The organism is Rhizobium sp. P2_G9, assembly GCF_056403475.1.
In genome coordinates, this window is record NZ_JBFUFK010000002.1 from 169,534 (window position 1) to 183,116 (window position 13,583).

A 13,583-nucleotide genomic window follows, 5' to 3' on the forward strand; every position below is an offset into this window, starting at 1 on the left:
GTGCGATCCGGAGGGTTTCAGCAGAAACTCGGATATTCCGGCTTACTTGGCCGTCTTTGCTGCATTGGCCCGGTCGATGGATTCGAGGATCAGTTCCTTGGCCTTGGCCGAACCTTCCCAGCCGAATACCTTCACCCATTTGCCGGGTTCCAGATCCTTGTAATGCTCGAAGAAGTGCTCGATCTGCTTGAGCGTGATCTCCGGCATGTCGGTATATTCGTGCACCTTTTCATAGCGCAGCGTCAGCTTCGGCGACGGCACGGCAATGATCTTCTCGTCCTTGCCGGAATTGTCTTCCATCATCAGCACGCCGATGGGGCGGACATTGATGACGCAACCCGGCACCAGCGGGCGGGTGGAGGCGATCAGCACATCGATCGGGTCGCCGTCATCGGAGAGCGTGTGCGGCACGAAGCCGTAATTGCCCGGGTAGGTCATCGGCGTGTAGAGGAAACGGTCTACCACCAGCGTGCCGGCTTCCTTGTCCATCTCGTACTTGATCGGGTGGCCGCCGACCGGCACTTCCACGATCACGTTGACGTCTTCGGGTGGGTTCTTTCCGATGGCAATGGCGTCTATACGCATAGGAGTCTCCAATGACCGCGATATTGCACCGCGATATAGGAATCCCCCAGGGAAAACAATATTGTTCTTCGGAACGATGCCGGATGCTTAAGAAAGGCCTGAACTGCCGGGGTTGGGAATGAATACAGCGGCACGCTCGACCGTTTTCCCTGCTGAACAAGGATCGGGTTCATGCGTCATTCTGTCTTTGCAATCGTACTGTTGACTGCGCCTCCAATGGCTGGCGGGGCTGTTGCGGCGGAGAGCGCCTATACGGTGCTCGACATCGACAATGGCAGCTGCAAGCAGGTGGGCGATGCGGCGACCCAGGAGGACATCGACCTCGGGGTAATGTCGGTCATCTGTCCGGGCTACAAGGCCTATCCGGTCGAGTATCATACCGACGACGAGCGGACGACGGTGCATTACGGCGATCCGGCCAGGACCACGACGGCAAGCATGTGGGAATCGTTTTCGCCGTTCAACAGTGCAGCCGATAAGATCGAGTGGCGGATCGATGCGAAAGACAGGCCGTTTGCGGCGATCCACCGGTTCTATGTCGGCTCCGGTGGAGAAGATGGGAAGGAACCGCGGGCCGAGGTGCTGGTAATCTCCAAGGTCGGCCAGCCGGGCGGGCGAGCCGGTTGCGTGGTGGGCCTTGTCGATGCGCTGGCCAACAAGGACGCCAACGCGATGGCGCGGGAAGTCGCCGATCATCTGGCGCCTGGCTTTGCCTGCGGCAAGGACAAGGCGGATTATCACGGCCAGCGTGAGGATAAGGCGGCCGATTTCCAGACCTATTTTTTTGATCAGTAGGTCATTGCATTCGGGGGGAACGAAATGTCGAGATGGATTGTGTCATTGGCCCTTGTGGCCCTTATCGGTGCAGCGCCGGCTTTCGCCAATGAGAGCGTCTACACTGACTTTCCGCTGCAGAATAACAAGTGCAAGCCGGTCGATCCGGCAAAGGCCGACAACGATGCCGAAACCGGTTCGGTCGAACTGATCTGCCCCGGCTACAGGGATTATGATGTCTACTATGACGAAGGCGATGCGCGGGTGAGCATCCATTACGGTCACCTGTCGCAGGATGTGATCACGAACTATTGGGAATCCTTCACGCCGTTCAACAGCGCTGCCGAGAAGATCGAGTGGCGCCTGGATGCGCAGGGCGTGCCACGGGCGGCGATCCACCGCTTCCTCCTCGCCAATATCGATCCGGCGACAGGCATGTCGAGCGACAAGCTGAAAGGCCAGGTCCTGGTGATCTCGAAAGTCGGTCAGCCGGGAGACGAGACGGGCTGCGTCGTGGGCATGGTCGATGCGCTTGCGAACAAGGATGCCAACGACATTGCACGCCAGGTTGCCGACGACATCGCGCAGGGCTTCCGCTGCAAGAAGGATCAGGCCGTCTATCACGGCAAGCGCGGCGACAAGGCGTCTGATCTCAGCGCTTCGTTCGGGGAGTGATGGATGTACTATAGACGATCCATCCTGACCGCAGGCGCCCTCGCTGCATCGTTCCTGCCAGCTTTGGCCCTGGCAGGAGCAAGTGTCTATACCGATCTCGACACCGACCATTGCCAATCCATGGCGAAACCCGATGCGAATGACGGGCCGGCCGACTTCGTGTCGCTGCGCTGCAGGGGCTACAAAGACTATCCGGTTTATTACGCGGAAGGCGATATGCGTCAGACCCTGCATTTCGGCTATCTCGACCAGGCGATCATCGACGGGGCGTTCGAGACCTTCGGCCCGTTCAACTATGCCGGCCGCAAGATCGAGTGGCGGCTTGGCGCGGATGGCAAGCCTTATGCGGCGATCGTGCGATTCTTCATCCAGAATCCCGATCCCGACACCGGCATGATCGACAAAGGCCATGAGAGACAGGTGCTGGTGATTTCGCGCGTCGGCCAGCCAAATGACAAGCGCGGCTGCGTCATCGGCTATGTCGATGCGCGAAAAAATCCCGATCCGAATGGAATAGCGCGGCAGGTGGCCGACGAGATGGCGGCTGGCTTTGTTTGCGGCAGGGATCGGGCAAGTTTCCACGGCGCCAAAACCGAACCGGGCAACGATCCATCGACAAATTTTCCAGGCCCCGAAAAACAACAGTAGGCGATATATCGCCTACTATATTCAATCTGGCCAGACGAAGCCGAGTTTCTTCAGCGACACGCTGCCGAAATCCTCCATGCCCTCGGCAATGTCCATGCCGCCGGTGGCGCGGAAGAAGGTGGCGGCCTGGGCGCTTTCCTCCAGGCACCAGGCGGCGAGCCCGGCAAAGCCGAGGCCGCTCAGCACATTGCGGCATTCGCGGAAGAGATAGTGGCCGAGCCCGGTACCCTGGAATTCCGGCAGCAGGTAAATCTCGTAGATCTCGCCTTCTTGCTGCAGGGCGCGGGCGCGATTGAGACCGATCGTGGCATAGCCGGTGATCCGGCCGGCAATGTCGAGGACCAGAAGCGTCGAGGTTCCGTGGGCGGCGCGGCGCCACCAGTCCTCGCCGCGGCGCTCCAGCATCTGCTGCAGCACCTTGTGCGGGATCAGGCCGCTATAGGACTGCAGCCAGGAAACCCGGTGCACATCGGAGACGGCGCGCGCATCTCGCGGCTCGGCTTTCCTGACTTCGATCGACAATGTACTCATTTTGCGACCGCCGAATTCACTTATGTTTCAATATGATACAGATCCTATGGCGTCACCTGCGCGGCGCCTTGGCAAAAAGTTAACGGCTTTTTAAGGCGTAGGGCAAGCGGGTTTCTGCGATGTACCCAACAAAAAACCCGGCGCATCGCACCGGGCTCCAGATGACGTGTGGAAATAGGTTGGGCTTTGGGTGGAACGGGGCCTCGAAGGGTCCTTCACCAACAACACCCTGGCCAGCTTGCCGCCGGTCAGGCAGCCATCGCAATCGCGCCCATCTGGGCCATCAGGCCGAGCATGTCGGCGCTCGACCAGCGTTCGATCACGGCGCCATTGCCGAACTGCAGGATTGTCATTCCGGGCAGAACATAGTCGTTGCCGCTGGCGGGAACATTCATGAATGTTCCCGAATGCCGTCCGGACATGACGAACCGCGTAGCGATCTTGTCGCCATCTTCAATCATGTCGACAATGTCGAGTTTGGGCGCAGGTTTGCCCGGCTCGGTCAGGCCTGCGAAAACCGACCTGTAGAATTCTGTCACGCCTGCCTTATTCATCGGCTCCGGCGAGAAGCCGTGCAGCCGGATATTCGCGTCATAGAGCCTGAGATAGCCATCGAGATCGCCGGCGTTCCAGCGCTCGACGGCACGCGTAATCAACTCCCTGTTCGAAGCCATGATAACCTCCCTTGAAGCGCAAAAACCGCGCAGTCCTTTTACGGAATGCACGGCTTTGCGGATGAACCGGGCGGGAAATTTTCCCGCGGAATCGGTGGATTTCCGAAATTAGGTGTCGCCATTCAACCGGTGTTGCCGGAAGAATTCCGTCCAGAACAATGCCCCGTACTGGCTGTTGAGATGAAAAATATCGCCGAAGTCGGCGTCTTCGGGCTCGTCGTCCCCCTGATCCGTGGCTTGGGAGAGGCCCGGACCACGCGCGAATTCAACTTTCGTCAGCAAGCGACCATCCAATGTCTCGGGTAGCTGGAAGAGGATTTCCGTGGCGTTCGAGAAGACGCTTTCGACCGTCTCGGTGAAAATTAGCCGAGAAAGGTCGAAGCCGTTCCGCGCCTCCACTTTCAACACGGCGCCCAGGGAGCGCGCCAGCACATCCCGCTCATTGCTGAGATGCGGATCGGGGACGTAGAAAACCGGCGCCTGGGACGCCTCGGTCAGAAGGTCGACCAGATGCTTTGCCGCCGACTGCCGCAGGCGGGCTTCGTAGCACGTGCGAAGATAGGCTTCGGATATGTACATTTCCCCGGAATTGGAGCCGCCGTAGGGCATGTGACTGGCCTGCATCAGCAGCAGGATCCGGGAACTGGCGCCGCCGCCGGAGACGCAGAAGAAATCATAGGATCGAAGGTCGATCTTGTCGCTGCCGCCGGTCAGCCGGAGATTTTCGGCCACGATTTCGTCCTTTGTCGTCAGGACGCCCTTGCGGACGAATGTCTTGCCGAGGCGCTGTCTCGGGCCGGCGAAGAAATCGAGCTCGATCTCCGGGTAATCAGCCTTCACTGCCTGCCAGCCGAGCTTGAGCGCGGCAACATGGGAATTGCCGATCACGCATCCCCTGGTGCTCATTTGGCGAATGCCTCAAGCAGCGCGCCTTCGCAGATGACGTCCCTGCGGTTGCTCTGACCTTTGCGCTTGCGCGACGCAGGTGGGGCGCCGACGTCGGAATGTTCGGAAAAGAACACCTTCATCACGGTCTCGACGCCCATTTCCGTGATGCTGCGCATATTGGGCTCGTAAAAGAAGCCCTTGGAAAACGGCGATGCAATGATCTCGAACGACGGGAAATAGTCGATATCGTCGAATTCCTTCGTCAGCGAACCGCAGACGGCGCGCAGGACGGACTTGGAATAGGTCGTCGCCGCCAGCACATGGTCGGTCGAGGCAGTGGCTGTGAGCGGCACGGGCGATACGGTGAGGAGCAGCCGGATCGAAGGGTTTATCGCCTTGAGGATCTTGCGGGCTTTTTTCATGTCCCGATAGACATCGACGAAATCGAAATTGACGAATTCGTGGCGGCGGTTGTCGAACGCACCGGCGAGCACGCCGGGGCAGGTCGGATAAACCGTGCCGCTCTCGCTATGTTTCCAAGCTTCGGTCAGGCCGAGCGTGAACACCAGCACGTCCGTCTCGCGCATCAGGCGATCGACGCGCTTGAGATGATCGAGGCGCTGCGCCTTGACTTCCTCTCTGGTTGGCAAGCCGCCAGGCTCGACGCTGGGCCGCAGGCCGTCAAAGTACCGGCCGTCCTTTTCCCAGATGTCCTCGTCGCGAACTTCCAGCGTGTCGGCGTCCTGCAGGAGCTGCAGCAGCTGCCGGGCGGTGTAGATATTGCCGTAGCGCGCGGAATAGACGAGGTAGCCATATTTCTGCGCAATGTCGTGCGGTGTGCCTTCGATCGGCGGCTCGACATCGAGGATGTTGTAGCCGCGTGCCCGCATGTGGCGCGCGACATGCTGGGCAAAGCAGCTGCCCGCGGTGGCAATCCTGTCGGTCGCCGCGATCGGGAATTTCTTCCGGTAGAGGTTTTGTATCGTGGACGGATGAAGTTCGGCGACGCCCGTCTTCCAATAGCGCTCCGGCGGCAGATCAGAATAAGGCGTCTTCATCCAAGTACCTGCGACAGTGATGACTGCTGTCTTAGACGCCGCAAGTTTGGGGCATGTCAAGCGCCACAACTGGTCAGCGATATGCAAAAACCGGGAGCCTGTGGAGGCGCCCGGTGCAGAAAATCACATCCGATCCGCAGGGATCAGGCGGCGCCGGCCGCCTTCTGTTTGTCAAAGCGCTTGCGGTCGTTGGCGTCGAGGAACATCTTGCGCAGGCGGATCGACTTCGGTGTCACCTCGACCAGTTCGTCTTCCTGGATCCAGGAAAGCGCACGGTCGAGCGTCATGCGGATCGGCGGGGTTAGCTTGACGGCCTCGTCCTTGTTGACCGAACGGATGTTGGTCAGCTGCTTGCCCTTGAGCACGTTGACTTCGAGGTCGTTGTCGCGCGTGTGGATGCCGACGATCATGCCCATATAGACCTTCTCGCCCGGATCGATGATCATCGGGCCGCGGTCTTCGAGGTTGAACAGCGCATAAGCCACAGCTTCGCCGGCGGCATTGGCGAGCAGAACGCCGTTGACGCGGCCACCGATATTGCCCTTGAAGGGCTGATAATCGTGGAACAGGCGGTTCATGATCGCGGTGCCACGGGTGTCGGTCAGCAGTTCCGACTGATAACCGATCAGGCCGCGGGTCGGGGCGAAGAAGCGCAGGCGGACGCGGCCGCCGCCGGAGGGACGCAGCTCGACCATTTCGGCCTTGCGTTCGCTCATCTTCTGCACGACGACGCCGGAATGGTCCTCATCGACGTCGATGACAACTTCTTCGATCGGCTCGAGCAGCGTACCGGCATCGTCCTTGTGCATGACGACGCGCGGACGCGAGACAGCGAGTTCGAAACCTTCGCGGCGCATGGTTTCGATGAGAACCGCGAGCTGAAGTTCGCCGCGGCCGGAGACGTAGAAGGAATCCTTGCCTTCGGCTTCCTCGATCTTCAGCGCCACATTGCCTTCGGCTTCCTTGAGCAGGCGGTCGCGGATGACGCGGCTCGTCACCTTGTCGCCTTCGGTGCCGGCAAGCGGGCTGTCATTGACGATGAAGGACATGGTCACGGTCGGCGGGTCGATCGGCTGGGCATGCAGCGCTTCGGTGACCGAAGGATCACAGAACGTGTCGGCGACCGTGCCCTTGGACAGGCCGGCAATGGCGACGATGTCGCCCGCATGGGCTTCATCGATCGGCGTGCGCTCGATGCCGCGGAAGGCGAGGATTTTCGAGATACGGCCGGTTTCGATCTGCTTGCCGTCCTGGCCGAGCACCTTGACGGACTGGTTCGGCTTGATCGAGCCGGAATGGATACGGCCGGTGATAATGCGGCCGAGGAAGGGATTGGCTTCGAGGATCGTGCCGATCATGCGGAAGGCGCCGTCCGCCTCGCCGACGCTCGGCTCCGGAACGTGCTTGAGCACGAGGTCGAGCAAGGGGGCCAAGCCTTCTTCGGTCGGACCTTCCGGATTGTAGTTCATCCAGCCGGCGCGGCCCGAACCGTAAAGGATGGGGAAATCGAGCTGCTCGTCGGTGGCGTCGAGATTGGCGAAGAGGTCGAAGACTTCGTTGACGACTTCCTCGTGGCGTGCATCCGGGCGGTCGATCTTGTTGATCGCCACGATGGGCCTGAGGCCGACCTTGAGTGCCTTGCCGACCACGAACTTGGTCTGCGGCATCGGGCCTTCGGAGGAGTCGACGAGGACGATGGCGCCGTCCACCATGGAGAGGATGCGCTCGACCTCGCCGCCGAAATCGGCGTGGCCGGGCGTGTCGACAATGTTGATGCGGTGACCGTGCCATTCGACCGACGTCGCCTTGGCGAGAATGGTGATGCCGCGTTCCTTTTCGAGGTCATTGGAATCCATCACGCGTTCTGCAACGCGCTGGTTTTCGCGGAAGGAACCGGACTGTTTCAGGAGTTCGTCGACCAGCGTCGTTTTGCCATGGTCAACGTGAGCAATAATCGCGATATTGCGAATCTTCATCGGACAAATCTCTGAGCTTGGGGCGCAATGCTGGGAGGGGGCGCCAATTCATTTGGCGGCCTCTTACCTTCTTTTTTGCATTTGCGAAAGGGGGCGGGCCGATAAAGGCGAATCGCGCTTAATTCGCTGGCTCAGGACCGGATTTTGCCTGCCTTCCACCAATGGAGCAGCGGTGGTACGGAAATCAGGATCAGGCCGAGGACGGAAAACACCATGGCCACCTGCTGGTCGTCGGTATCCTCCGGTCCCAGGCAATCGATCATCAATTGGTAGCCGACAACGATCACCACGGCCGACAGGATCGCCAGGACCAGGCTCGCCGTCGGCGCCGCCTTCCAGCGGGCATAACGGAGGATGATGCCGACGGCCAGTACTGAGAAGCAGACGCCGCTCTCGGCGGCGATCAGGATGAGAGATGTGAACGAATAGGGCGATCGATCGAATTGAAAGCCGTTGTGCAGCCAGTCGCCAAGCAGCATGCTGAAGGCGATAAGACCGACGATCCCGGGTATGCCGAGCAGGATAGCGAGGATGAAACGGATGACCACCGGCGCGTTGCCGCGCGGTGTCGGCGATCCCGGAATGCTTGCCGTCGGCTCGGTCATGTCAAGGCGCCTTTGGCAGATTGCCGGCGACCGCTGCCCGCCGCCGGGCCAGGAGCCAGTGCAGGAAGGGCGGCAGTGCCACGACGAACAGGCCGAGAATGCACAGGCCCTCAAGAATGACGATCTCGATGCTGTCAGGTGGATTGCCGGTGCGCGAATAGATCAGGAAGGTGGCGAGCAGGAATCCGGCAGCGATGATCGACAGCAGCAGGCTGCCCACGGGCCAGCGGACGATACGCAGAAAAATCCCGAAGAAGACCAGGCCGAGCGCGATGATGCCCGCGCCGATGAGGCCGAACACCCAATCGAAGGCCATCTCGATATTTTCGAAGACGTAGCCGTGCGCGATCCATTCGGACAGGACGAAGCTGAAGGGTGTGCCACCGACGCTAAGGCAGATCAGACCCATGATAACGAGAATGACGCCGACGGTGCCGCCCAGCCAGCCGGTTCTGCGTTCGCCCGTCGTATCCACCATCATCCCCTCCAGTCCCTTCTTCGCGAGACTAGCGCATCCGTTGTTTTGCGCAGCAGAAAAATCGTCGCGCGGCTGGAGCAGGAACGGTGTGGGAGAGAGATTTATTCGGGGGAGAGACGAGGCGCATAGGAGTGCGCCTCGTCGATGCCGGAATGAGCCGATCAGGCCGTGCGGACCGGATCGAGCGTCACCTTCCACAGTTCCTTGTCGTCGCGGTTCATCAGCCGCACAGTCAGCTGTTCGGTGGCGCTGTCGATATCGATCAGGCCGAAGAATTGCAGGCCGGCTGACGGCGGCAGGTTCTGGCCCTGTTCCTTGGTCGGTGCGCTGATGAATTTCACTTCCGGGCCGAAGGTCATGTCGAGTTCGTTCGGGCCGAAGGTGCCGGCATGGATCGGGCCGGAGACGAATTCCCAGAACGGGTTGAAGTCCTGGAACTGCGCCTTGTCCGGATTGTAGTAGTGAGCGGCAGTATAGTGCACGTCCGCCGTCAGCCAGATCGTGTTGTTGATATTGGCGTCCTTGATGAAGCGCAGCAGGTCGGCGATTTCGAGCTCGCGGCCCTTCGGCGCGCCGTTGTCGCCATTGGCGACAGCTTCGATGCCATGCCCCTTGTTGTCCTTGTCGAAAGTATTCCAGACCACGAGGCTAAGCGGCATGTCGCAGGCCAGCACCTTCCAGGTGGCGCGGGAATTGGCGAGTTCGCGCTTCAGCCAGCGGATCTGTTCGGCGCCGATAATGCGCGACTTGTCGTCCAAAACCGTTTCCATGTCCGGACCGTTCGGGCCGCGATAGGTGCGAAGGTCGAGGAAGAACACGTCGAGCATCGGGCCATAGGAGATTTTACGATAGACCCGGCCCGGCTCGGCCGGCTGGTAGCGGATCGGCGTCATCTCGTGGAAGGCCTGGGCGGCGCGGGCCGAGAGCAGGAAGATCGACTTTTCCTTGTAGCGGTCGTCGTGCGACAGGTCCTTGGAGGAAGACCAGTTGTTGAGTACTTCATGATCGTCCCACTGAAAGAACGTGGGACAGATTTCCGAGAGCGCACGGACATGTTCGTCCATCATGTTGTATTTCCACTGGCCGCGATATTCGTCGAGCGTTTCGGCGACCTTGGTCTTTTCCGGGGTGATCACCTTGTTGACCCATTTGGTGCCATCCTTAAGGTCGATGCTTTCCTTGAGCGGGCCATCGGCATAGATGGTGTCGCCGGAATGGATGAAGAAATCTGGCTGGTGCTTGGCGATCGTCGAATAGGAATACATGCCCTTGTCATCGATGCCCCAGCCTTGGCCGACCGTGTCGCCCGACCAGGCGAAGCGGACGCTGCGGCGCGACGACGGGCCGGTGCGGAAACGGCCGGTGATGGGCTGCGAGACGACATTGATGTCCTGCAGGTCGGCAGCGGTGAAGCGGTAGAAGATCTCCTGGTCGGACGGCAGGTTCTCGACCAGGCGCTTGACGGTGAAGTCGGTGTCCGGCAGTGCGTTCATCGGCGGCAGACGGATCGGGTCCTTGAAACTCTCGACGGTCGAGACTTCCATCATGATGCGCGAGGGGCGGTCGACGCGCGTCCAGATCATGCCGGAACCGGCATCGACATCGCCGGACTGAACACCGTGGGTGAAGGCGGGCGCACTGGCGGCGCGGGCATAGAAGGGGGTGGCGAGGCCCGACATGGTCAGGCTCGTGGCGGCGCTGCCCTTGAGCAGCGTGCGACGGGTGACGGAATTGAAGATGTTCGACATTGATCTCTCCTGTCTGTCGGCGGGTGCGTGCGCCGAAGCGCGGAGCAAACAGGGAATTCGTGTCAGGGCGGTAAATAAGCGATGATGTTTCCGTTATGCTTTTGTGACAAAGATAACATCACGTTTTCAGGCGGTTAGAAGAGGATGCCAGCGATTGTGACTGAATTGTCTGTGTATTGTTGGGGCGCTTTTTTGTCCAATTTCGCCAAGATGACGCTGGTGGTCGCTTGCTTCGCGCCATCCGCGGTGATGGCTGAGGATTGGAAGGCGGTCGAAGTCATCAGGACCTACGCGATTTCCGGCAGGACCGGTGCCGAACTCTATGCTTCGATTGGAAAGCATGGCCCGAAGGCTACCAATGGACAGCGCGTCATCGCTCATACCAGTTTCAAGCTGACCTGGACGAGAGATTACCAGCCCCGGGGCCGTGCCTGCATGCTGGTCTCGGCGTGGCCGAAATTGACGATCACCTACGCTTTGCCCAAGCCGTCGACCTCGCTGCCGTCAGGCGTTCGTGGCAACTGGGAACGGTTCATCACCGACGTGCGTGCGCATGAGCGACAGCATGGCGCGATGATCGTGGAGCTGGCCCAGCAGATCGAAACCACGAGCGTCGGGTTGACCGTCCCGGACGATCCGGACTGCACAAAAATTCGAACTGAATTGACGAGGCGGCTGGCGGCGCTTTCGGCCGCGCATCAACAGCGCAACCGTGATTTCGATCGCGCTGAACTCGCCGACGGCGGCAATGTCCACCAATTGATTTTGGCGCTGGTGAATGGGCCGTAGCTCCGAAGCCGCATGGCGAGTGGAAATGATCCGCCGCCATGCCGATATGCCGCAGCCGAAGAAAGATTAGGCGGCCAATCCCTTCTTCCTCAACATGGCATCCGGGCTCGGCAGCTTGCCGCGGAAGGCCTTGTAGGCGTCTTCCGGATCGACAGAGCCGCCGGCCGAGTAGATATTGTCCTTCAGCTTCTTCGCCGTTTCCGGATTGAACGGGTTGCCGGTTTCCATGAAGGCGTCGAAGGCGTCGGCGTCGAGCACTTCCGACCACATGTAGGAATAATAGCCGGCCGAATAGCCGTCGCCGGAGAAGACGTGAGAAAAATGCGGTGTGCGGTGGCGCATGACGATGGAAGACGGCATGCCGATTTCCGTCAGCACTTCACGCTCGACCGTCATCGGCGGCTCGCTCGGTTCTCGGGTGTGGAAGGCCATGTCGACCAGGGCCGAAGAGGTGAATTCCACGGTAGCGAAGCCGGAATTGAAGGTACGGGCTGCCAGCACCTTGTCGAGCAGCGCCTCGGGCATCGGCACGCCGGTCTCATAGTGCACGGCGAATTCCTTGAGGATCGCCGGCACTGTCAACCAATGTTCATAGAGCTGCGACGGCAGCTCGACAAAATCGCGCGCCACGCCCGTGCCGGAAACCGACGGGTAGGTGACGTTGGAGAGCATGCCATGCAGGGCATGGCCGAATTCGTGGAACAGCGTGCGGGCATCGTCGAGCGACAGCAGCGCCGGACGACCCTCGGCCGGCTTGGCGAAATTGCAGACATTGTAGATGATCGGTATTTCGCCGTGCGCGCCATTCTTCAGTGTCAGCTTATGCTGGCTCTGGAACGAGCTCATCCAGGCGCCGGAGCGTTTCGACGGCCGGGCAAAATAGTCGCCGAGGAACAGCGCAATCAGGTTGCCGTTGAAATCGCGGATCTCGAAGACCCGGACATCAGGGTGATAGCCGGCAATATCCGTGCGCGGAACCGCCTTGATGGCGAAAAGCCGCGACGCGGTGGCGAAGCAGGCGTCGATGATCTTTTCGAGCTGCAGATAGGGCTTCAGTTCGCCTTCGGAGAAATTGAATTTCTGCGTCCGCAGCTTTTCGGCATAGTGGCGCCAGTCCCAGGGCTCGACGGAATGGTTCTTGCCATCCCCGGCAATCACGCGGGCAAGATCGGCTTCTTCCTCGAGCGCCCGCAGCCGTGCCTTTTCCCAGACCTGCATCAACAGGCCGTTTACATTCTCGGCGGTCTTGGCCATCGTGTTGTCGAGCTTCAGTGCGGCGAAATGCGGATAGCCGAGCAGCTTTGCCTTTTCGGCACGCAGTTCCAGCGTCTCGGCGACGATGCCCCGGTTGTCGGTCGGGCCTTCGTTTTCGCCACGGGCGATCCAGGCGCGAAAAGCCTGTTCGCGCAGTTCGCGATTATCCGAGAAGGTCAGGAAGGGTTCGATGATCGAGCGCGATAGCGTGACGGCGAATTTGCCTGCCTCGCCGTGGTTGGCGGCAGCACCCGCCATGGCGTCGCGGAGGAAATCCGGCAGGCCGGTGAGTTCGTCTTGCGTCGAGAGATACAGCACCCAGCTCTTCTCGTCGGCGAGCACGTTCTGGCCGAAATTGGCGCCGAGGCTCGCCAGCCGCTCATTGATGGCGGCCAAGCGCTGCTGCTGCTCCTTCGGCAGCTTGGCGCCGGATTTCACGAAACCTTTCCAGTGACGCTCCAGCACGCGGGTCTCTTCGAGCGTCAGGCCGAGCGTGTCGCGGCTTTCCCAGAGCGTGTCGATGCGCTTGAACAATGTCTCGTTCTGGCCTATGCGCGAATAGTGCCGCGACATTTCCGGCGAGATTTCCCGCTCGAGATGCTGGATCGTGTCATTGGTGTCGGATCCGGCCTTGTTCCAGAAGAGCGCGGAAACCCGCGACAGAGCATCGCCGGCGATTTCCAGGGCGGTGATCGTGTTGGCGAAGGTCGGCGCTTCCGGATTGTTGGCGATCTCGTCGATTTCCGCATCGTGGGCGGCAAGCGCATGGTCGAAGGCGGGTTTGAAATCCTCGTCTTTCACCTGATCGAAGCGAGGCAGGCCATGCGGCCCTTCCCAGATGAAAATCGCTTGGTTCAGCGCGGTGGCGTCCGTCATTTCTGGCATTCCTTGCAAATCAAA

At 60.2% G+C, this 13,583-nt stretch carries 14 protein-coding genes; 4 read left to right on the forward strand and 10 right to left on the reverse strand.

Features of this window, described 5'->3' with window-relative positions; all coding sequences use genetic code 11:
* Positions 1 to 42: 42 nt before the first annotated feature.
* Positions 43 to 585, reverse strand: a complete 543-nt coding sequence (gene ppa / locus AC1DYF_RS02495) for an inorganic diphosphatase (protein ID WP_477874896.1) — start codon at positions 583 to 585, stop codon at positions 43 to 45.
* Positions 586 to 756: 171 nt separating this feature from the next.
* Between ppa and AC1DYF_RS02500 the strand changes: the two genes are divergently transcribed.
* The 3 genes from AC1DYF_RS02500 to AC1DYF_RS02510 are packed head-to-tail and all read left to right on the forward strand — an operon-like array spanning position 757 to position 2,682.
* Positions 757 to 1,380 (forward strand): hypothetical protein, encoded by a 624-nt coding sequence (locus AC1DYF_RS02500; protein WP_477874898.1) that lies wholly within the window; start codon positions 757 to 759, stop codon positions 1,378 to 1,380.
* 24 nt (positions 1,381 to 1,404) lie between these two features.
* The gene (locus AC1DYF_RS02505; RefSeq protein WP_477874900.1) at positions 1,405 to 2,034 is read left to right on the forward strand and encodes a hypothetical protein; all 630 of its coding nucleotides are present in this window, start codon (positions 1,405 to 1,407) and stop codon (positions 2,032 to 2,034) included.
* Between the two features lie 3 nt (positions 2,035 to 2,037).
* Positions 2,038 to 2,682 carry a hypothetical protein gene (locus tag AC1DYF_RS02510; RefSeq protein ID WP_477874901.1) on the forward strand — a complete coding sequence of 215 codons (645 nt, stop codon included), beginning with the start codon at positions 2,038 to 2,040 and terminating at the stop codon, positions 2,680 to 2,682.
* Positions 2,683 to 2,703: 21 nt separating this feature from the next.
* Here the strand turns inward: AC1DYF_RS02510 and AC1DYF_RS02515 are convergent, their stop codons facing one another.
* From AC1DYF_RS02515 to AC1DYF_RS02550, 8 genes are all read right to left on the reverse strand, one after another.
* Complete coding sequence (locus AC1DYF_RS02515; RefSeq protein WP_477874903.1) at positions 2,704 to 3,213, reverse strand: N-acetyltransferase family protein; 510 nt, start codon at positions 3,211 to 3,213, stop codon at positions 2,704 to 2,706.
* Between the two features lie 248 nt (positions 3,214 to 3,461).
* Positions 3,462 to 3,887: an ester cyclase gene (locus tag AC1DYF_RS02520; protein WP_477874905.1), complete on the reverse strand. Its 426-nt coding sequence runs from the start codon at positions 3,885 to 3,887 to the stop codon at positions 3,462 to 3,464.
* A 108-nt stretch (positions 3,888 to 3,995) separates the two neighbouring features.
* On the reverse strand, positions 3,996 to 4,793 hold the full coding sequence (locus AC1DYF_RS02525; RefSeq protein ID WP_477874907.1) for a hypothetical protein: 798 nt from the start codon (positions 4,791 to 4,793) through the stop codon (positions 3,996 to 3,998).
* Positions 4,790 to 5,833 (reverse strand): GSCFA domain-containing protein, encoded by a 1,044-nt coding sequence (locus tag AC1DYF_RS02530; protein ID WP_477874909.1) that lies wholly within the window; start codon positions 5,831 to 5,833, stop codon positions 4,790 to 4,792. Before AC1DYF_RS02530 ends, AC1DYF_RS02525 begins: the two co-directional genes overlap by 4 nt.
* A 143-nt stretch (positions 5,834 to 5,976) precedes the next feature.
* Positions 5,977 to 7,809, reverse strand: a complete 1,833-nt coding sequence (gene typA / locus AC1DYF_RS02535; RefSeq protein WP_477874911.1) for a translational GTPase TypA — start codon at positions 7,807 to 7,809, stop codon at positions 5,977 to 5,979.
* Positions 7,810 to 7,940: 131 nt separating this feature from the next.
* Positions 7,941 to 8,414 (reverse strand): hypothetical protein, encoded by a 474-nt coding sequence (locus tag AC1DYF_RS02540; RefSeq protein WP_477874913.1) that lies wholly within the window; start codon positions 8,412 to 8,414, stop codon positions 7,941 to 7,943.
* Between the two features lies 1 nt (position 8,415).
* Positions 8,416 to 8,892, reverse strand: coding sequence for a hypothetical protein (locus tag AC1DYF_RS02545; RefSeq protein ID WP_477874915.1), 477 nt, complete (start codon positions 8,890 to 8,892; stop codon positions 8,416 to 8,418).
* A gap of 161 nt (positions 8,893 to 9,053) precedes the next feature.
* Positions 9,054 to 10,640, reverse strand: coding sequence for an alkaline phosphatase D family protein (locus AC1DYF_RS02550; protein ID WP_477874917.1), 1,587 nt, complete (start codon positions 10,638 to 10,640; stop codon positions 9,054 to 9,056).
* 210 nt (positions 10,641 to 10,850) lie between these two features.
* Between AC1DYF_RS02550 and AC1DYF_RS02555 the strand changes: the two genes are divergently transcribed.
* On the forward strand, positions 10,851 to 11,429 hold the full coding sequence (locus AC1DYF_RS02555) for a DUF922 domain-containing Zn-dependent protease (protein WP_477875129.1): 579 nt from the start codon (positions 10,851 to 10,853) through the stop codon (positions 11,427 to 11,429).
* A gap of 66 nt (positions 11,430 to 11,495) precedes the next feature.
* On the opposite strand, the gene AC1DYF_RS02560 is transcribed toward AC1DYF_RS02555, so the two are convergent.
* Positions 11,496 to 13,559, reverse strand: a complete 2,064-nt coding sequence (locus AC1DYF_RS02560) for a M3 family metallopeptidase (protein ID WP_477874919.1) — start codon at positions 13,557 to 13,559, stop codon at positions 11,496 to 11,498.
* Positions 13,560 to 13,583 lie beyond the last annotated feature (24 nt).